General features: G+C 59.5%; 17 protein-coding genes. 7 read left to right on the top strand and 10 right to left on the bottom strand.

Annotated features, from left to right (window positions below):
* Positions 1-23 precede the first annotated feature (23 nt).
* From purL to purB, 5 genes are read right to left on the bottom strand one after another with little or no spacing between them, the layout of a single operon-like run.
* Positions 24-2,222 (bottom strand): phosphoribosylformylglycinamidine synthase subunit PurL, encoded by a 2,199-nt coding sequence (gene purL, locus NET03_RS08900; protein WP_252128567.1) that lies wholly within the window; start codon positions 2,220-2,222, stop codon positions 24-26.
* Positions 2,223-2,242: 20 nt separating this feature from the next.
* A complete protein-coding gene (purQ, locus tag NET03_RS08895; RefSeq protein ID WP_252128566.1) occupies positions 2,243-2,959 on the bottom strand; it encodes a phosphoribosylformylglycinamidine synthase subunit PurQ in 717 nt (238 codons plus the stop codon).
* 21 nt (positions 2,960-2,980) lie between these two features.
* The gene (purS, locus tag NET03_RS08890; protein WP_252128565.1) at positions 2,981-3,244 is read right to left on the bottom strand and encodes a phosphoribosylformylglycinamidine synthase subunit PurS; all 264 of its coding nucleotides are present in this window, start codon (positions 3,242-3,244) and stop codon (positions 2,981-2,983) included.
* 10 nt (positions 3,245-3,254) lie between these two features.
* On the bottom strand, positions 3,255-4,160 hold the full coding sequence (locus NET03_RS08885) for a phosphoribosylaminoimidazolesuccinocarboxamide synthase (RefSeq protein WP_252128706.1): 906 nt from the start codon (positions 4,158-4,160) through the stop codon (positions 3,255-3,257).
* Positions 4,160-5,485 carry an adenylosuccinate lyase gene (gene purB, locus NET03_RS08880; protein WP_252128564.1) on the bottom strand — a complete coding sequence of 442 codons (1,326 nt, stop codon included), beginning with the start codon at positions 5,483-5,485 and terminating at the stop codon, positions 4,160-4,162. The genes NET03_RS08885 and purB overlap by 1 nt, the downstream gene beginning before the upstream one ends.
* A 520-nt stretch (positions 5,486-6,005) precedes the next feature.
* On the opposite strand from purB, the gene glmS reads away from it, so the two are divergent.
* From glmS to NET03_RS08860, 4 genes are read left to right on the top strand one after another with little or no spacing between them, the layout of a single operon-like run.
* A complete protein-coding gene (gene glmS, locus NET03_RS08875; protein ID WP_252128563.1) occupies positions 6,006-7,820 on the top strand; it encodes a glutamine--fructose-6-phosphate transaminase (isomerizing) in 1,815 nt (604 codons plus the stop codon).
* An 8-nt stretch (positions 7,821-7,828) separates the two neighbouring features.
* Entirely contained in the window at positions 7,829-8,671 is an 843-nt protein-coding gene (locus NET03_RS08870) for a TatD family hydrolase (protein WP_252128562.1), read from the top strand.
* Positions 8,668-9,306: an RdgB/HAM1 family non-canonical purine NTP pyrophosphatase gene (gene rdgB / locus NET03_RS08865; protein ID WP_252128561.1), complete on the top strand. Its 639-nt coding sequence runs from the start codon at positions 8,668-8,670 to the stop codon at positions 9,304-9,306. Before NET03_RS08870 ends, rdgB begins: the two co-directional genes overlap by 4 nt.
* 18 nt (positions 9,307-9,324) lie before the next feature.
* Positions 9,325-10,641 carry a Mur ligase family protein gene (locus NET03_RS08860; protein WP_252128560.1) on the top strand — a complete coding sequence of 439 codons (1,317 nt, stop codon included), beginning with the start codon at positions 9,325-9,327 and terminating at the stop codon, positions 10,639-10,641.
* 8 nt (positions 10,642-10,649) lie between these two features.
* Here NET03_RS08860 and NET03_RS08855 read toward each other — a convergent pair whose 3' ends face one another.
* Together NET03_RS08855 and NET03_RS08850 are read right to left on the bottom strand one after the other, a co-directional pair.
* Complete coding sequence (locus NET03_RS08855) at positions 10,650-14,150, bottom strand: DNA polymerase III subunit alpha (protein ID WP_252128559.1); 3,501 nt, start codon at positions 14,148-14,150, stop codon at positions 10,650-10,652.
* A 140-nt stretch (positions 14,151-14,290) separates the two neighbouring features.
* Entirely contained in the window at positions 14,291-14,770 is a 480-nt protein-coding gene (locus NET03_RS08850) for a helix-turn-helix domain-containing protein (protein WP_252128558.1), read from the bottom strand.
* Between the two features lie 270 nt (positions 14,771-15,040).
* On the opposite strand from NET03_RS08850, the gene NET03_RS08845 reads away from it, so the two are divergent.
* The 3 genes from NET03_RS08845 (at position 15,041) to NET03_RS08835 (ending at position 17,276) form a co-directional block, all read left to right on the top strand.
* A complete protein-coding gene (locus NET03_RS08845) occupies positions 15,041-15,613 on the top strand; it encodes a cyclodeaminase/cyclohydrolase family protein (RefSeq protein ID WP_252128557.1) in 573 nt (190 codons plus the stop codon).
* Positions 15,614-15,707: 94 nt separating this feature from the next.
* Entirely contained in the window at positions 15,708-16,562 is an 855-nt protein-coding gene (locus tag NET03_RS08840; protein WP_252128556.1) for a bifunctional 5,10-methylenetetrahydrofolate dehydrogenase/5,10-methenyltetrahydrofolate cyclohydrolase, read from the top strand.
* A 378-nt stretch (positions 16,563-16,940) separates the two neighbouring features.
* A complete protein-coding gene (locus NET03_RS08835; protein WP_252128555.1) occupies positions 16,941-17,276 on the top strand; it encodes a hypothetical protein in 336 nt (111 codons plus the stop codon).
* A gap of 11 nt (positions 17,277-17,287) precedes the next feature.
* On the opposite strand, the gene NET03_RS08830 is transcribed toward NET03_RS08835, so the two are convergent.
* The 3 genes from NET03_RS08830 to NET03_RS08820 all read right to left on the bottom strand — a co-directional run bounded on the left by NET03_RS08830 (position 17,288) and on the right by NET03_RS08820 (position 19,998).
* Positions 17,288-17,575: a cyclic-di-AMP receptor gene (locus NET03_RS08830; RefSeq protein ID WP_252128554.1), complete on the bottom strand. Its 288-nt coding sequence runs from the start codon at positions 17,573-17,575 to the stop codon at positions 17,288-17,290.
* Between the two features lie 508 nt (positions 17,576-18,083).
* The gene (gene ruvX, locus NET03_RS08825; RefSeq protein WP_252128553.1) at positions 18,084-18,563 is read right to left on the bottom strand and encodes a Holliday junction resolvase RuvX; all 480 of its coding nucleotides are present in this window, start codon (positions 18,561-18,563) and stop codon (positions 18,084-18,086) included.
* Complete coding sequence (locus NET03_RS08820; RefSeq protein WP_252128552.1) at positions 18,556-19,998, bottom strand: baseplate J/gp47 family protein; 1,443 nt, start codon at positions 19,996-19,998, stop codon at positions 18,556-18,558. The genes ruvX and NET03_RS08820 overlap by 8 nt, the downstream gene beginning before the upstream one ends.
* Positions 19,999-20,018 lie beyond the last annotated feature (20 nt).

The raw sequence follows: 20,018 nt of genomic DNA, 5'->3' as shown, positions 1-20,018 counted from the left end.
TGGAGGAGGACGGACGCTCCTCCTCATTCTGCACGCAGTCCGTCTCTCCAGATCGCTGCCAAATCATCGAGGGGACAGTCCACAATCCCTTCCACGATGAACCGGTCACCACCGGTATGCCCGAGTTCACAAATTGGCACACCATAGGCGTGCGCCAAGGTCAGTACCGCACCTTCCGCACTAGGAGCAACTTGGACAATGATCCGCGACCCTGCCTCCCCAAAGAGCGTCCGGTCGAGCCGTCCGTTTACCGCGACGAGCTCGTCCACCCTGAATCTGCCTCCGATCCCGCCTACGATGCAGCTTTCGGCCAGTGCCACTACGAGACCACCCTCGCTGCAGTCGTGCGCCGCGAGCGCGATCCCGCGTTGGATCGCCTCTCGAACCAGCGCCTGAACACGCCGCTCGAGCTCCAAATCCAGCTCTGGTGGCGCGCCGGCAACGATTCCATGGAGTTGAGCAAGATACTCACTCGCCCCCAGTGTCGCATTCTGTGGTCCCAACAGGAAGACCTTCCCCTCTCCAGTGAAGCCCAGGCCGACATGCCGACGGACATCGTTCAGCTTCCCCACAACCCCAACAACCGGCGTCGGTGGGATAGAGCGGCCCTCCGTCTCGTTGTACAGGCTCACGTTCCCGCTCACCACCGGTACCCCGAGGACAGTACACGCCTCAGCCATACCCTCAATCGCCTGCACGAGCTCGTAATACACCTCCGGGCGTTCCGGATTGCCGAAATTTAGGCAATCCGTGATGGCAAGCGGTTCAGCACCGACGCAACTGACGTTGCGTGTTGCTTCCGCGACAGCATGCTGTGCACCAAGCCGCGGCTCGAGCAGGCAATAGCGTGGGTTGCAATCGGTTTTGAGCGCAATCCCGAAACGATGCCCTTTCACGCGCAACACCGCCGCGTCTCCCTGACCGGGCAGTAGCACGGTATTCGTCAGGATCGTATGGTCGTACGTTCGGTAGATTGGGCGACGGGAAGCGATATTGGGTGAGTGGAGCAAAGTAAGCAGTGCCCGTAGCACGTCGTTGGCAGAAAGATCCGGTACTGTCTCTAGATCGAACGCTCGACGCGCGCGAATGGCCTCCGATTCAATCGCCTCGCGGATATAGGTTGGACAGGCCTCCGTCAACAGACGCACCGGAAGTTCAGCCACCAGGCTGCCTGCGTCCAATACACGAAGCATGCCGCCGTCGGTCACGCGCCCGATCACCACTGCAGGCAGTTCCCAGTGTCGGAAGATCTCCAACACCCGCTCCAGCCCCTCAGGCCGGACCACCAGGAGCATCCGCTCTTGGCTTTCCGAGAGCATCACCTCGTACGGCGTCATCCCAGTCTCACGCCGCGGAACTGCCGCGACGTCCAGCTCGATGCCAGTACCACCACGCGCTGCAAGCTCGGCACTCGCGCTCGTGAGACCGGCGGCCCCCAGATCCTGCATCGCCACGACAGCCCCGGTCTGCAACACTTCCAGGCACGCCTCAAGCAGAAGCTTTTCCAGAAACGGATTTCCTACCTGCACGACGCCCCGGTGTGAACGCTCGGGATCTTCAACCGAGGCGAATGTCGCGCCGTGAATGCCGTCTCGTCCAGTATCCGCCCCAACCAAGACAACCAGATTCCCCGGACCAGATGCCCGTGCCCGTACAAGCGCACTGCGTTCAGCGATTCCCACGCACATCGCGTTCACAAGAGGATTCTGACGGTATTCCGGCAGAAAAAAGACGTCCCCGGCGACGGTTGGGATGCCCAAACAGTTCCCGTACCAGCCGATTCCCCCTACGACCCCGTGGTACAGATACTGCTGTCGTGATTCCTCGAGTGGGCCGAAACGGAGAGAATCAGCCAATGCGATCGGCCTGGCCCCCATCGCGAAAATGTCCCGAACAATGCCGCCAACCCCCGTAGCGGCCCCTTGGAAGGGTTCTACCGCGCTCGGATGGTTATGGGACTCAATCTTCAGAACCACCACGAGACCATCGCCAAGATCCACCGCGCCTGCATTCTCCCCCGGTCCTTGCACAACCTGCGGCCCACTGGTCGGGAGCCGCCGCAAAAGCGGGCGAGAGTGCTTGTAGCCACAGTGCTCGCTCCAGAGTGCGCCGATCATACCGAGCTCGACGAGGTTCGGCTCTCGTCCGAGTAACTCGACAGCTCGTCGGTACTCGTCCTCGGTCAAGGCAACTTCGCGCAACAGTTCCGGTGTAACAGGCATCGTTTCCTACTGACCTCCTGTCAGTGGCCTCCTCGCCCCCGCACAACCTCGAGTCCTACCGCCAAGACCGAAGCGAGGATCTGTAGGCCATCGTCGCCACCAATCAAGCGGTCGAATGCTCGCTCCGGATGTGGCATCAGTCCTACCACGTTCCCGCGAACATTGCATACTCCTGCGATATTGGCAACTGAGCCGTTCGGATTCGCCTCGGGCGTAGCGTTTCCCTTTGCATCGACATAGCGAAAGACGATCTGTCCCGCCCGCTCAAGTTCCGCGAGCGTTTTCTCGTCGACGTAGTACCGTCCTTCCCCATGTGCAATCGGGAGACGCAGGAGTGTTCCTGGCGCAAGCTGAGTCGTCCAGGGGGTGCGCGTCTGCTCCACGCGGACCCATACCCAGTCGCAGACGAATTCCAGTGAGGCATTGCGCAACAGTGCTCCCGGTAGGAGATGCGCCTCAGTCAGAATCTGGAATCCGTTGCAAATCCCAAGCACCGGCTTACCAGCTTCCGCTTCGCGCGCGACCGCTTGCATGACCGGCGCAAAGCGTGCGATCGCTCCGGCCCGCAAGTAGTCACCGTAAGAGAAGCCTCCGGGAATAACAATGCAATCATAGTTTGAAAGATCAGTCTCGGTATGCCACACCAGCTCCGCCGGCTGCCCGAGCCCCAGTCGCACAGCCATAAGCGCATCATGGTCACCGTTGCTTCCGGGAAATGTTACGATGCCAAAGCGCATCCCGCTGCCCCCTCCGTGCGACTAGGCCGGCTCAATACTGAAGCGATAGTGTTCAACGACTGGGTTCGCAAGGAGCTGCTCGCACATCGCCGCCACACACCGCTCCGCAGTCTCAACATCTGGTGCTCGCAGCCAGACTTGGACGTACCGGCCCACGCGAACGTCTTCGACTTCCTCGTAGCCAAGTCTGCGCAATCCATCACGAACCGCCAGCCCCTGAGGGTCATTGACGCCTGGTCGCAACGACACAAAGACCTCGGCTCGCCAGCGCGCCGTCTCGTTCACCACATCCCCCTCATCGTTCCCGTACGTCGAGATAGGGTACCGGTCGTCCTGTAAGTCGTCGATATGCCTCACGATACTTTTCCGCTGTCTTTTCCACTACGTCGGGCGGCAAGGCTGGCGCAGGAGGTTGCTTGTTCCAGCCGCTCGCCAGGAGCCAGTCACGCACAAACTGTTTATCGAACGATGGTTGTGGGCGACCCGGCTCGTACTGTTCCACATCCCAGAAGCGCGAGCTGTCCGGGGTCAAGAGTTCGTCAATGACAGCAAGCTCACCGCCGATCCAGCCGAATTCGAGCTTGGTGTCAGCAATGATCACACCGCGCTCTCGCGCATACCGCTCGGCCGCAACGTAAATCTCCAGAGTTCGCTCCCTCAGTCGCTCTGCAAGTTCCTCCCCAACCCGCTTCACTAGCTCATCGAACGTGATGTTCTCATCGTGACCCGTGTCCGATTTGACTGCCGGAGTAAACAGCGGCTCAGGCAACCGCTCGCTTTCCCGCAGCCCACACGGCAAACGAACACCAGCAACCATCCCGCTGGTTCGGTACTCCGCCCACGCCGAGCCAGCAAGATACCCGCGCGCCACGCATTCAACCGGTATCCGCTCCGCCTTGCGGACCAACATCGAACGGCCCTGGAGAATCCCACGATACGCCGAAAACTGTTCCGGTAGTTCGGTCGTCAGGTAATGAGAGGGAACACGTTCAGCGAACCATTCGAACCAGAACGCCGAGAGCTGTGTCAGCACGATCCCTTTTCCGGGAATTCCATTTGGGAGCACAACGTCAAACGCAGAAAGACGATCAGTTGCGACCAGCAACAACGTATCGCCCAGATCGAACAGTTCGCGCACCTTACCCCGGCGGAAAAGCGGGATGCCTGGGAGCTCGACGTTCAAAACGACCGGCATCTCCATCACGCTGTCTTTGCCCCCACCTTGTGCTCTACTGGCAACCCAACTCGCTGGAACGCCACGTCAACATATCGGAGGTATGGCTCCAAGTTGAAGATTTCCTCGACGCGCGCCGGGGAAAGGAGCGCTTGCACCTCGGCATCAGCCAGAAGAAGTTCCCGGAGAGAAATCTCGCGCTCCCATGCTTCGCGTGCCAACCGCTGCACGAGGCGATATGCGCGCTGCCGATCCATCCCAGCCTGGACAAGTGCGAGCATCGCACGCTGCGAGAAGATCGCACCGTGCGTCGCATCCACATTCCTCTGCATTCGCTCTGGATACACAACCCAATCACGTACGAGATGGGTCATCGAGGCCAGCAGAAAATCGAGCACGATACAGGCGTCCGGCAGAATTACCCGCTCGACCGAGCTATGACTGATATCCCGCTCGTGCCACAGCACAACATTTTCGAACGCCGCATGCACGTAACTGCGCAACAACCGGGCCAGACCAGTCATCCGCTCGCTCTCGTGCGGGTTCCGCTTGTGCGGCATGGCTGAAGAGCCCATGTTGCTCGGATCAAACGGCTCCTCGAGCTCCCGCACTTCAGTCCGCTGGAGGTGACGAATCTCCGTTGCAAACCGATCCAGTGTCGCCCCGATCCCCGCGAGCGTTGCCACGAATGCCGCGTGCCGATCCCGCCCTACAACCTGCGTCGATACAGGATCGACGCGAAGCCCGAGTCGGGCGAGTACTGCCTCCTCGACCTCGGGTGGAACGTGTGCATGTGTGCCCACTGCACCGGAAATCTTTCCAACGCGCACTTCCTCACGCGCACGCTGCAACCGCTCGCGCTGTCGTTGCAGCTCGGCATACCATCCGGCGAGCTTGAATCCGAAGGTAATCGGCTCGGCATGGACGCCGTGCGTCCGCCCGATCATCACGGTCCGGCGATGCCGAACAGCCTGCTCACCGACGACCGCGATAAGCTGGTCTAAATCTCTTAACAACAGATCGCTCGCTTCGACCAATTGCAGGGCCAGTGCAGTGTCGATCACGTCGGAACTGGTCAACCCGAGGTGGAAGTAGCGCCCTGCCTCTTCCCCAATCGACTCAACTGTCGCCCGAATGAAGGCGATGACGTCGTGATCAACTTCCGCCTCAATCTCCCGCATGCGGGCCAAATCACAGCGGGCGACGCGGATGCGCTCCAGCATCTCTGGAGGAACAACACCCTGTTCGGCCCACGCCTCTGCCACCGCAATTTCGACCCGCAGCCACAGCTCGATCTTGTGTTCTTCACTCCAAATGCGACCCATCTCGGGTCGCGTGTATCGTGGAATCATCCTCTCGCTTCCCTGTTCGACCGCGGGAACACCCAAACATGAGGTGTGAAACAGTATGAGGGTCCCAGTCCGGTCTTCGTATCGTCCGTAACGGGCTTCCACTCGCCCGATCGAAAGTATACCGCGGCACGCAGAAGGCCTGATTCGTGCGGCTTGCAGCGCGCCACTCCACTATGGTACAGTCAGCGCGTTCGGGAGGCGGAATGAGCGGGGTGTCGGTACGGAGGAGTAGCGCCTGGACTCGCTGGTGGAGGGAGCGAGTCGACGAGGTGGAGGCTCGATCGAAAGATTCGGCGGATGGCCTCCCGGCTGGCACGGTCGTCACGGTGAGAGCAAAACCGGCGGGCGACTGCCGGGACAAAGGCTCACCGAGGTGCACCCGCTCATAGACACCACTCATCGACAGCATATCCGCCTCACGAATGACAAGACGGTCGAGCGGATGCGGTGATCGAACCCGCACCCGCCTGCTATTGGCTGCGCTTTTCTCGGCGCACGTCCGAGGGAGGTCTCGCTGCGCATGTGTGGGATCTTTGGCTTCGTCTCGACTCGCGAACTACCAGTAGCGCTGGTAGTCGACGCGTTGCGCACCCTGGAGTACCGCGGGTACGACTCTTGGGGCATCGCCTACGCGACGTCTGAACCAGTTGGCGAACGTCTCGCAGTCTTGAAGCAGGCAGGTCGTCTCCCGCAAACACTACCACCACTGCCGACCTCACCGATTGCACTCGGTCATACACGCTGGGCTACCCATGGCGGGGTCACAGACGACAATGCACATCCACATCTTGATTGCAGGGCAACGCTGGCGATCGTTCACAACGGCATTATCGAGAACTACCGACCGCTCCGCGAAGCGCTTGAACAGGCCGGTCATCACTTTCGCAGTAGCACCGACAGTGAAATCTTCGCACACCTCTTAGAAGATTCACTGCAGCGTGCTCGCAGAGTGAGTGAGAGTACGTTCAGCGGATCACCAGGTCTCTTGGTAGAAGCTGTTCGCCAGGCTTTCGCCCAAATTCGAGGATTAAATGCTTTTATCGTCTTGCATCTTCCGTCTCGCCAACTTGTCGCGGTCAAATCCACCTCGCCGCTTGTCCTCGGCATTGGCACGGAGGGGGTCTTTGTCTCGTCGGACGCCGTGGCACTCGTCGGCCACGCTGAACAGATCTATTACCTGCGCGACGACGAAGTCGCACTGCTTTCCCCACAAGGACCGCGCTTGTTCGATCGGTGCACCGGGGAATTGCGTCAACCGCAGTGGGAACCGCTCACGCTTCGATCCGCTGATACGTCATTGGGTGGGTTCCCACACTACCTGATTAAGGAGATCCATGAGCAACCGCATGTCATCGAGCGGATCCTACGCGAACGACTTGATGGTGCCCGTCAGCTCGCCGAATTGATCCGGCACTCATATGGAACCTTCCTCGTCGGCTGCGGCACGGCCGGGTATGCAGCACTGTGTGGAAGTTATCTCTTCTCCCGCATCGCTCGCCGCCACGTCAACGCAGTGATTGCTTCCGAGTTCAAGTACCAGGAGCATTTCCTCACCGACCGATCGCTCGTCATTGCGCTTACCCAAAGCGGAGAAACCGTTGACGTTATCGAGGCCGTTCAAGCAGCCAAGCGGCGCGGCGCAACAGTAGCTGCGCTGGTCAACGTCACCGGTTCCACAGTTGCCCGGATTGCTGACTTCACCGTCCCACTCTCGGCTGGCCCTGAACAAAGCGTGCTCTCTACCAAGGCATATACCGCGAAGTTGGCGATCCTCCTTCTCGTTGCCCATATCCTCAATGGAAGCGACCATGTTGGTATCGACGTGCTCTGGCGTGCCATCGACGGTATGGAGCTCGCATTTGCTCCGGCAACCTTGGATCGTATCCGGGCAGTTGCTGAGCAGCTGGTCAATGCCGAACACTGTTATGTGATCGGGCGCGGCCTCTCGTACCCAACAGCCTTAGAGGCCGCACTGAAAATTAAAGAAGTGACGTATATTCACGCCGAAGGCTTTGCTGGTGGTGAGCTGAAGCACGGTGTCATCGCCCTGATCCAGGACGGGAGCCCTTGCCTCGTTTTCTCACCACTGGATGAGACGAGACCGGATATCCTTTCGGGCGCGATGGAAGTCCGTAGCCGCGGCGGCTGGGTCGTCGGTATTTCGCCGGAACCCGACGAAGCATTTCACGTTCACATCCCAATCGCCGATGTCGGCGATGCCTCCCCCCTCGTCGCAATTGTCCCAGCACAACTCCTCGCCTACGAACTCGCTGTGCGACGTGGCCTTGATCCGGACAAGCCACGCAATCTCGCGAAAAGCGTCACCGTCAAGTGAGGTGCAGCGTGCTCCTGGTCGATACGCACTGTCACCTCGACCTCCCCGTTTTCGACGACGACCGGGCAGCCGTACTCGAGCGCGCCCGTGCCGTTGGCATTCAAGGCTTCGTCCTCATCGGTTTTTCGCCCCCGTATTGGGAACGCGCACTCGCCCTCGCCGAAGCGACTCCTGGAATGGTCGTGGCACTCGGCGTTCACCCGAACGAAGCAGATCAGTTCGACAATCGTACGGAGCAGCGCCTACGCCTACTCGCGAGGCACCCACTCGTCCGTGCGATTGGTGAAATCGGTCTGGATTATTATTGGAAGAGCGTTGATCCTCAGATACAGCAGAGCGTCTTCCGTCGCCAACTCGATCTGGCGCGAGAGCTGGACCTTCCTGTTATCCTGCACCAACGTGAGGCAGAACAAGAACTTCTCATGCTGCTAGAAGTCTCCGAACCGCCGCACAGTGGCGTCATGCATTGTTTCACCGGTGGGCCAGAATTGGCGCACGCCTTCGTGGCTCTGGGATTCCACCTTGGTATCGGTGGTATCGTGACCTTTCGCAACGCACGCGCTCTCAGGCAAGCAGTCCGTGACATACCCAGCGAACGACTCTTACTCGAAACCGATTCGCCCTACCTCGCGCCGGTTCCGCACCGTGGTCAGCGGAATGAACCAGCCTTTCTGCGTTACGTCTTATCAACCGTCGCCGCAGAACGCGACGAGAGCGAAGAAAACGTTGCCGCACAAACCACTCAGAATGCGCAGGACCTGTTTCGACTTACGCTTCCAGGGTACCCTCAGGACGCTGACGGGAAGACGGCAAAAGCGTCCGAAGCCAGGAGTGAGGAGAACCACAAATGACGATTTACCGCATCGTGGTCGCGACTGCAAATCCTGGGAAAATTCGTGAGTTACGGGCCCTGCTACCCTCGTGCTTCGAGGCCGTCACCGCTGGGGAACTCGGTATTAAACTGCCACCCGAGACGGCTGACACATTCGCCGAAAACGCGCTTATCAAAGCTCGGGCAGCTGCACAATCCAGTGGACTCGTTGCTCTGGCTGACGACTCCGGCCTGGAGGTCGATGCACTCGGCGGCCGGCCGGGAGTCCATTCAGCGCACTATGCCGGCGAAGGAGCTACTGATCGGGACAACATCCAACGGCTCTTGAAGGAGCTGCGTGGAGTCCCGCTGGAACGACGTACCGCCCGCTTTCGCGCTGTCATTGCATTGGTGGCACCAGACGGCCGGGAAGCACTCGCTGAGGGGGTCGTCGAAGGTCGCATCATTGAGGAGCCAAGGGGGGAATCCGGCTTCGGATACGATCCGATCTTCCAGCCCCTCGGCTCCGAGCACACCTTCGCCGAAATGTCTGCCGAAGAAAAAAACCAAAGGAGCCACCGAGCTCAAGCGCTGCAACGAGCACTTCTTGTCCTACAGGACTGGTTCAGTTGCTCAATCGAGAAATCGTCAAGAAGCGATGAAAGTAGGTCATGACGATCTACGGGGCCCACGATGAAGGACACAGGGAAGCTAAATCACAATCGTAGTCCGCTCCCCCTCGTTGCCATTACGGGGACACGTGGCAAGTCGACGGTCGCCTGGCTGCTCTACCAAATGGCACGGGCACGCCAACTCGCCACTGGTCTATGGTGCACGAGTGGCGTATTCATGAACGGCCACCTACTCGAAGGAGAACTCCACCCATGGACAGCAATCGTGCGCGCCCTCGTGGCGGGTGAGCTCGATCTTGCGATTCAGGAACTGGAGGCACCGGTCGTCGCCTCGGTCGGACTGCCTGAGGCCAGCTACGGATATGCGGCGATCACTACACTCTGTGGCAACGACGACAGTTGTCTCTTTGCGTTGGAGACGCGCTATGCCGCGCGCGCACACGAGATTGTGGCTCGAGCAGTACATCCCATGGGCACCCTCGTCCTGAATGCTGACGACCCTGCAGTCCTCGAACTCGCAGAGCGCTCCGATGCCCGAATCGTCCTCTTTGGCCTTCATCCAGAAAACCCGGCGATCCGCCGTTGTCGCGAGACTGGTGCCCCGGCCATCTGGTGCCAAGAGGGGGCCATTGTCGCGAATCGCGCGCTGTGGGAGATCGGTGCTCGTACAGCTTCTCAGAGTTTGCTTCGGAGCGAAAAGAGCACGGTATTGGTTGCAGCCAACACAGCTGAAAACCATGGAGAAGCCCGGCCTGTAGATTCCCAGGAATGGGACAACGGTCCGGAAATTCAGCTTCTGGATGCTCGCGATGCACCCTGCACCTTGGGTGGTACGCTGACATTCCAGATTCAGAACGTCATGTGCGCCGCTGCGCTGGCGCTCGCACTCGGCGTCCCCCTCACGACTATCCGTGCGGTCGCGCGTACCTTTCTCCCAAACCCGGCTGTCTTACCAGGGGCCTGCAACCTCTTTCCGTTGCAGGGACGAGACGTACTCATCGACAGCGCACGCTACCCTTGGATGCTGCGTCCGCTCATTCGGGGTATTCGCCAGAGGAATCCCCGGAACACGTTCGTGATCGTCCATGACTTTCCCTGGCTCACCACTCAGGAGTTGCACGAGGTAGGTCGAATCCTCGGGAAGATTCGTGGCCTCATCATCGTTTATGGCGCGGCATCTGAGGACCGCCTGCATGCGCTTCGCGAGGGAATCGTTCAGAACCCGATGCCGCCTGTCGTTGCCCTGCAACAAAGCCTGTCCCACGCGCTTCGCTACGCGCTCAGTCTCTCGCGCAGCGGTGATCTCTGCCTGATCCTCGCAGACAATGCCCTGGACGCAATTACGACACTTGAGCGGATCGAATTCGAGATCGCTTAACACAGAGATCACGCCGCATCGCGCCATCGATTCCCAATCGTCTCCTCGATCCAAACCGCGCCCTGGCCTAACGCAGACTCGAGGACCCGCACAAAATCTTCGCACCAATCGACACGGAGCCGCGTCACCAGGACGACCTCACGATGTCCCACTGGAAGATGAATCCGCAGCTCATCTTCGCCTGGGAACTGAGCCAAAAGCTCGCGCAACTCGTGCATCCGCGCGATATCCTGGTCCGCATTGGTACTTACAGGAAATCGCAGATGGACAATCCGTGTCGGGCTGCTGATGGTCCGGAAGAACTCGCGGGGATCCTGGATAGCCTGAGCAACCAATTGGAGCTCGTCGTTCCGTTCCTCCACCTTCGCTTGGATCGCTAGGACAGCTTCGTCTGAAATCAGGTCGCGATGCGCCTCGAACAAATCAGGGAATACAACGACCTCGATTGTGCCGGATCGATCCTCGACCTGCAGAACTGCCATGATCCGCCCGGTGCGCGTCGGGAGTTTTCGAAAACTGCTTACGAGCACCAGCAGTTCCACAGTTTGCCCAACCGATTCTTCGTCGAGTTCTGCAATCTGCACGATCCCCCGCTCGCGGACAAGCGGCAGAAACTCATCCAAGGGGTGGGCACTCAAGTAGACCCCCAGGAGTTCCCGTTCCCATCCCAAGAGCGTCCGCTGGGGAATGTCCGGTGGCTCAACATCAGGTCGCGCGAACTGCAGCGGTGCGAGCTGCTCCGCCCCAACCACCGAGAACAGATCCATTTGTCCACGCTTGAGCGCCTTCTGCCGCGCCTGAGCAGCTTGGATGGCGCCGTCCAGCTGCGTGAGCAAAATTTTTCGGTCACCAAGACAATCAAGAGCGCCACACTTGATCAGGCTTTCGACTGCTCGCCGATTCACCACCGACCAGTCAACAGTTTCACAGAAGTGCTCAAAGCTCTGGAATCGTCTCTCGGGCTGCTGCGCTCGGGCGGCCAAGATGGCCTCGATTGCTGCCTCACCCACATGCTTCACCATGGCAAGCCCAAACCGGATTCCTCGGCGTCCATCTGCCATGGTCTCAACGGTGAAGGTCGCTTCACTCTTGTTGATGTCTGGCTGAAGAACCGGGATCCCCAGTTTCTGACACTCTGCAAGTGCTGCGGCAATTCGCTTCACCGTGCCAGACGGATGACTGGGAGCGTTCCGCAAGACGGCCGTCATGTACTCCACTGGGTAATTCGCCTTCAAATACGCTGTCTGATAGGAGACGACCGCATAACAGGTAGCATGCGCCTTATTGAAGGCGTACCCAGCAAAGGGCTCAATCAGGTTAAAGATCCGCTCAGCATCCGCTTCGCTGTATCCATTCGCCTTCGCTCCAGCGATAAAGCGCTCACGCTCGGCACGCATCTTCTCGGGGATCTTCTTCCCCATCGCCTTCCGCATGATGTCGGCTTCACCAAGCGTGTAGCCGGCGAACTTGCGCGCGATCAGCAGCACTTGATCTTGATAAACAATCACCCCGTAGGTCTCGTCCAAAATTTCCGCAAGGTCCGGATGCGGATACTGGATTGGCTCCAAACCATGCTTCGCCCGGCAGTATGTGGGGATATGTTGCATCGGGCCGGGACGATAGAGCGCGATCATCGCTGCAAGCTCGGCCACTGACGCTGGGCGCAATTCTCGGATGTAGCGCCGCATTCCGGCACTTTCCAGCTGGAAGACACCGAACGTCTGCCCTTCACTGAGCAGCTGGAACGTTTGGGGATCGTCCATGGGAATCCGTTTCAGATCGATGTTGATCCCCTGCGTCTGGCGAATCAGCTCGACCGCGTCTGCCAGGATCGTCAGATTCGCCAGGCCGAGAAAATCCATCTTCAGGAGACCAATCTCCGCAACGGTCTCCATCGGAAACTGGGTCGTCGGTAGTGCCCCTTCCTCCGCACGAGCCGGTCGCTGTAACGGCACATGCTCAACGAGTGGCGACGCCGAGATAACGACGCCTGCCGCATGCGTCCCAGCATGGCGCGCGATTCCTTCTAACTTGCGAGCGTTGTCGATCAGTTCCCGCGACCGTGGGTCGCTCTCGTAGAGTTGCCGGAGTTCGGGGTTCTCCTGCAGTGCCCGGTCGAGGGTCATATTGACCCCATTCGGGATGAGGCGAGCAATCCGATCGACCTCGGCATGTGGCCAACCCATCGCACGTCCAACGTCGCGGATTGCCGCCTTCGCCCCCATCGTCCCAAAGGTGATGATCTGCGCGACATGCTCAGGTCCGTACTTCCGGGCAACATACTCGATCACCTCGTGGCGCCGATCATCGGCAAAGTCCATATCGATGTCCGGCATCTCTCGCCGCTCCGGATTGAGGAACCGCTCAAACACCAGACGATTGGCGAGCGGATCGACATCGGTGATGCCGAGTGCATACAGGACAATGCTCGCTGCAGCACTGCCACGAACCCCATAGAGGATACCGCGCTCCTTGGCAAACTCCGCGAAGTCACGGACAATAAGCATGTAACTTGAGAACCCTGTTTGCCGGATGACATCCAGTTCATACTCGAGACGCCGCTGAATCTCATCGGTCACGACCGGGTATCGCTGCCGGATTCCTTCCCAGCAGAGTCCCGCGAGATATTCGTCCGCTGTCATCCCATCAGGAATACCCGGATCCGGAAGATGGAGGCGCCCAAACTCAAGTTCAACTTGGCAGCGTTCCGCAATGCGGACGGTATTCCAGAGCGCTTCCGGAACTTCTCCACCAAAAAGTTGCCACATCTCCTCAGCGCTCTTGAAGTAGAGCTGATCCGATTGCACACGCATCCGCTTCGGATCGCTCAGCGTCGAGTTCGTCTGAATGCAGATAAGCAGATCCTGAATAGCCGCATCTTCTCGGTCCAGGTAATGCACATCATTCGTCACGACGAGGGGAAGCTCAAGTTCGCGAGCCAACTTGACAAGTTCGGCGTTAACGCGGCGCTGCTCTGGCAATCCGTGATCCTGTAGCTCAACAAAGAACCGGTCAGTTCCAAATAGGTCGCGTAACCGATAGGCCCAGTCTCGTGCCGCGTCCCAGTCGCCGGCGAGAAGATTCTGTGCCAGCGGCCCTCCCAGACAGGCGGAGGTGACGATCAACCCCTCTGCATGATCGGCAAGCATCGCCAGATCAATCCGCGGCTTGTAATAGAAGCCCTCCAGGCTCGCGCGCGTTGCCAATTTCAAAAGGTTCTTGTATCCTCGTTCGTTTTCCGCGAGAAGCAACAGGTGGTAGATCGTCTTATCACGATCTTGCACCGTGCGTGGAGCGAAATAGGCCTCCATCCCAATGATCGGGTGAAGCCCCTCGGCCTTAGCTGCCTTGTACCAATCAATGATCCCGTAGAGTACGCCGTGATCAGAAATAGCAATGTGTTCCATACCAAATTTGCGTGCACGCGCGACGTACTCCGGAATTCGTCCCAATCCGTCAAGCAACGAAAACTCTGTATGGAGGTGAAGATGCACGAACGGCCGTGACACGCGCCCCCCTCGCCTGACTCTCTTGCCGGTACTCGTCTCGCCGATCACCGCCGCCGAGACCGTCCCCGGACGGTCCTTGTCTACCATCAAGGGTACCCGACAGGGAACAGACTCGTTCTCTTACGCCCGATCCGCTTCTGTTACCAGGCACCACCTGGCGCAGTCTGCCCCGACCACCGGGTGCCCCACCCCGTATCGCTCGGATACCCACTCGACACGTCCTGGTCAGATCCAATCCCAACCAACGCTCTCTTGACCTGCCGCACGACCAGCGCAAGCAACTGGCGAAGATCTTCCCGTATCGCGTCGGGCACGTCCTGACGCTGCAGCAGTTCCACCACCTCGCTCAAAACGGGTTCGTGCCCGAACAGATGCTCCGCTTGCTCAGGAAGAAAACCAGCAGCAGCGAGGAGAGAGTCACGATCAGCCGGCGAGAGTTCGAGCGCCTCCGCCAACCGCACGATCGCTTCTCGTGTCGGAGCACGACGCCCGCTCTCCAAGCGCGAGACGTAGCTATGATCGAAGCCCGCGCGTTGCGCGAGGCGGCTCTGTGAGAGCCGTGCCGCCTCCCGGTACCGCTTCAGCAGCTGCCCAAAGAACGTCACCGGTTCGGTTGCCATCGCACCCCACCTTTCTGCTCCGAGCGAATTCGCTGCCAGCGAACAATGCCTCTCAGACACTTCCATCCTAGCGTAGCCGTGCCTCCTCGTCAACCCCTTTCCACCTTGTCCACATGTCCGTGCCCATGAGGCACAACCAGGGTGGAGCGCTGGAAAGCAACCTGCTGAAGTAACAGTGAAGCGACACCGAATCGACACAAACTTCATCGCTATACTCGCTGCGGTCAAGCGAACGGTCGTTGGCCACCGACACCTGGGAGGAGCGTGAGGATGCTCGAAGTCGACGATCGAATCGCGAGCTGGAGCGTACAGGAGCTCATCGACCGCATGCGTCGCCCGCGCTATCGCTGTGGCGGAGGCGTGGCGGCGTGCGTTGCCCTGGCCCAGGCTGCGGCACTCGCAGACCTGGTACGGCGTGCGGTCCGTCGCTCTCTCGACAATGGACTAGAACAAGAGATGGCTCACGTTTTTGGTTCGATCGCAGAACGTGCGCTTGCCCGAGCCGACCTCGATCGTGCCGCGTTGCACGAGTTGCTTTCGACGCTGCGTTCAGACGCGGCGAGCTCCGAATCTCAGCCGGTTATCGAGCACGCTACACTCGTCCCTCTTGGGACAGCTGACCTCGGCCTCGAGCTCCTGGAGATGCTCGCACGCCTCGCACCGGCGGTCCCTGCCTTTGCCGCATCAGATCTTGAGGCAGCACGAGCACTGTGCCGCTCAGGCATCCAAGCCGCACTCGCAATGGCCCGCGCGAATTTGCCCTTGCTCACCGCACCACGCGCAGCGGAATTAGAACAGGAGATTGAGCGGCGAGCAGCTATTCTCCAAGAGTCAACTCGTTAAAGTGCCCGCTCTCTTGACCAACTCCAATGAGCGAGAGCTGTGGAATGAACCACCTCCATTGGTGTGAGACGAGTAGAAATGCGAGGAGGCCCTTATGCCTGCCCAACTGCTGACCGGCACACCCGTTGTCGAGCAACTGCATGCCCGGATCCGTTCCATCCTCCAAAATTTGCCGCTTGATGCTCCCCGCCCGACGCTGGCACTTCTTGTTCCACGCGACCCTTCCGCACAGGCCTACGCTCGTGCTATACGCAAGCAATTCTCCAATCTTCTCCTCGAGGTGCGTGCTTTTGCACTGGAGGATCAGCTGGAGGAATCCGATTTCCTCCGATTGCTCAAGCAACTCGACTCGGACACGAGCGTCACGGGTATCCTCGCCCTCCAACCACTGCCACCGCGCATTTCCAGAAGCACGCTCTCGGAAGCGATGCCTCCAGCCAAGGACGTCGATGGGGTGTCCTACGAGCAACAAGGACGGCTTGCCCTCGGAACCCCCACTATCGCGCCAAGCACGCCGCTTGGAGGGATGCTCCTACTTCGGCACTACGGGATCACTGTAACGGGTCGCCACGCCGTCGTGATCGGTCGGAGCCCCATTGTTGGACGTCCGCTGGCACTCTTGCTCCTCATGGCAGATGCGACGGTCACGATCTGCCACACTCGTACCCTTGATCTCGCGAGATTCACGCGGCAAGCCGACCTCCTTTTCGCTGCGGCTGGACGCCCCGGTCTCGTCACTGCCGATATGGTGAAGCCAGGCGCCGTCGTTGTTGACTTTGGCGTGAGCGTTATCGACGGGCGCTTGGTCGGCGATGTCGACCCGGCAGTCGCCGAGGTCGCGAGTGCGCTCACCCCCGTGCCTGGAGGGACGGGCCCAGTGACCACAGCTGTCTTGGCCTGTAATCTCCTTCGCCTTGCTGGTCTCTGGCCAGAAGAACAGTTATTCTGACTCGGGCCACTGGCACTCCACCCAAGTAATACCGAGACTCGCCTTCGTCGAGTCTCGGCACTCTCATTCCCAATCCGTCTGTCTTATCACCCCACACCGCACCGTATCGGGCCGCCTGGGACAAAGGGTGGCGTGAAGATCACCTGCCCCGTTGCGCAAGCCGGTCTTGGTTGTTCCTCTCCATCACAAACGCGGTTCTCCGGCGTGTCCATGTCTTGGAAAGCTGGATCTTTGCGGCGTCGCATTCCGCGCGTGGGATTTGTATCCTGATTAACCAGGACCTTACGCGAGCGCGGTCGCTTTGGCCATGCGAGTCACATTATTCGAGGAGCATCCGCATCTCTCGAGAACGCAAGTCAAGGAGCTGGACACCAAACCATGGATGCGGCAACAGCGGAGTTGCTCAGAGCCTTTCTCCTTTGGCTTCCAGGAGGGACGTTTGCGCCCTTCCTTGTGAGCCGGTTGACCGGGGCTGACAACCGACTCGCTGTCATCGAGAGTGCAATCTTCGCACTCTGCGGCCTCCTCCTCTATCCGACACTCCTTGGGCTGCTGTCCGCCCGCTTCGTCGCTTGGCAAACAGGAGATCTACCGGTTGAACTCCTCTTTGTTGCGGGGTTCGTCCTTGCGGCGCTGACGCTTCTCGCAATGCGGCGAGCAACACAACGGATCAGACGGGGCACCTACACCCGCCGCTGGACACAGTTCCGGTGAGCTGTGCGGGATTACAAACGCTGGTAATCCTCGAGAGGAATCACGAACACGGTCGCAGCCGCACTCTGCACCTGACCCGCAGGGGATTCTTGCCGGGCCCGGGTCCGGGCATGCGCACGAATGACCTCCATGACGGCGTCAACATCCGCATCCTCAACACCGATAAGCAGCGTCGTATTTCCCCGCCGCAGAAAACCGCCAGTGCTTGCCAAGCGGGTGGCGCGGAACTGACGCTCCAACAGTCCCTCAAGAATAGCATCCGCGTCTTCGTTCTGAACCACCGCAATGATCAGCTTCATTCTGCTTACCGGCCTTCTTCCCGTATCACATAGTCGACGGCAGTATAACGAGCACGCTCCCCAGTTTCAATCAGGGAACCCCTCTCGCCTTGTCGCGGACCGCGCGGTCCCTAATTCTCCTTAAATTCTAAGGAAGATCTCCGGTTACACGATCACCCGAGATAGCGAAAGAGTGGTGCTTTCATCCATCTTCTTCGCCCTCGTCCCCGGCGAGCACCACGTTCCGCGATAACGAGGCAAAACGATCGCAGTTCCTCCTACTGCCCAGGTGAACACTGGTGCTCAAGAGCTCGCTTGTGATCCACGATAGCGTCCCCCTTGGGCAGCGATCCGCTTGAGCACACGCAACTGCACCGCAATGACTGATCAACTCAGGTTCGCAGTAGCTCCCAGGGGCAATACTCCAAGGATAGAGATCGACCATGAAACCTATTCGACCGTAATGTCGGTTTAGGCTCGATTACGCTGTTGAACCTTACTACGGAGCCAGAGCAGAGATCCAAGGGTGTCAAGGTTCGTTGTCCATCCTTCGCCGCGACTGCTTCCGTGGCGGGTGCCCTGCCCGCTGTGCGTCGAGATAACTTTGCAGCAGTAATGCTGCTGCGACCGCATCCACCAGCTGCCGCCGCCGACCGCGGCGTACTCCCGCTTCGGTCAGAAGACGTTCGGCTGCTGAACTCGTCAGACGCTCATCCCAGAACACAATCGGGCACTGGACATGTGGCCGGAGTGATTCCACGAACCGGCGTGTCTCCGCAGCCTGCGTTCCCTCCTGCCCGCGCATCGTCACCGGTAAACCGACCACGATCACCGACGGAGTATATCGCTTAATGATGGCAACCAGTCCCTCTACACCCTCACGGTCTAAGTCAATTGTCATCAATGGGCTGGCGATGAGACCCAATTCATCGCTGATCGCGACGCCAACGCGTCGTCCACCAATGTCGAGTCCAAGCGCGCGGCCTGGACGGCTACCTGCTTCATTCACCAAACACCACCGAAATCCGCGACGAGCGATCCGGCATGCGACTCGGCCACCAAGACGGTCGGAGTTCGATACTCACCGCAGCGACCCCCGGTATCGCTCGTACTCGCGCAATCGCATCTTCAACACTCTTCCCAGCAAGTTCGTTCCGCACAATCTCGAGCTCGCGCTCAGAGGGGACAATCTGTATCTTCGCGGCGGCCCTTACACGCCAGCGATTCAATCCGAGTGACTCCGGTTCGCCAAACGTCAACGTGTTCCCGAGAATCACCTCATCTGGGCTCGTCGCCTGCGCTAGCCGTCGCGCTGCCTCTTCTTGCGCTGCTTGGTGGACAGTCGCCGGATTGTAGGCGAAGGCACTCACCCTCAAACTCCCACGTGCCGAAACGCGTTCGGTCTCTGCGTTGACTTGATGGGAAAATTCCACTACCGGTGGGGCGCTTTGGATCGTTTCATCGACGAGCACCTCTCCCTCTTGCAATGCAGCGTGCAGCTCCTCGGACCCTTGACGGACGAGTGATTGCTCGACCGCTGCGCGCAGGCGGGCGAGATCCTCCTCTGTCACGAAGTGCACGGTGCGCATCGTTCCACCGCTGATCGGCTCAACATTGCGATAGAGCAGTCCTGTCCCCAGCTGACCACTCACAACTCCTGCAGCAGCGTTCCCGTCAGGACCCGGAGTAGTCGCGACGACCGGGAGATCAGCCACCCCGAAGGCTTGACTGCCGAATGGATCGGCTGCCGGAACCGTGACATCCGTCGTAATTCGATAGCGTATGCCATTTGTTCCTACGAGTTCAGTGCCAGCTGGTATTCGCACCGATTCGATCGTTGCATTGACGGCACGCACCTTGCCACTCGCGAATCCCTCCGGCACTTGCTTTTCGCCGCTCGCTGGCAATTCTGCCTCCGCTTGCACGACAACACGAACAACCCGGGTCGGCGCGACCCAATCAACGGCGTCTCCAGCGATAATCCCGTAGGTGAGCACCAAGCTGCGCTCTTCGACAACCGGCGCAATTCGGATCGTTGCCGAGGGCAACGCAATCACAGCACCGGCAAGCACGGCGATTCCCGCAAGAATGAGACTGGTCGCCACCACCAGCCAAAATGCGCGTCTTGAACCGTTCAATTGTGGTCTGCGCCGTCGAGAAAGGCGAACGTCGACGTAAGTCGAGGTACGGAGTTCCTCCGTGAATCCATGCAGGTGCTGCTCTCCCTGCGCTCGCGGCGATGCGAGCCGCCGCAGGAGTTGCTGTGGCCCACGAACCGCGTGCAAAGTCGGCGCGTACGTCGCAAGGTCAGCCGTCTGGTCGAAATGCCGCGTCGCTTTACCCGGCATGGATTCCAGGGACCCGTCCACAGCCGCGGGCGCACGCTCCCGACGCATCTGCTCCACCTGCTCCCCACCCGCTCCACTCGTCGCTCGCCACACCATTTTCCCTCCAAAGCTAAACC

The sequence above is a fragment of the Thermomicrobium sp. CFH 73360 genome (assembly GCF_023806465.1).
GTDB lineage: Bacteria > Chloroflexota > Chloroflexia > Thermomicrobiales > Thermomicrobiaceae > Thermomicrobium.
Note: the sequence above shows the minus strand (reverse complement) of the source record. Positions and strands in the feature narration are given on the sequence as shown.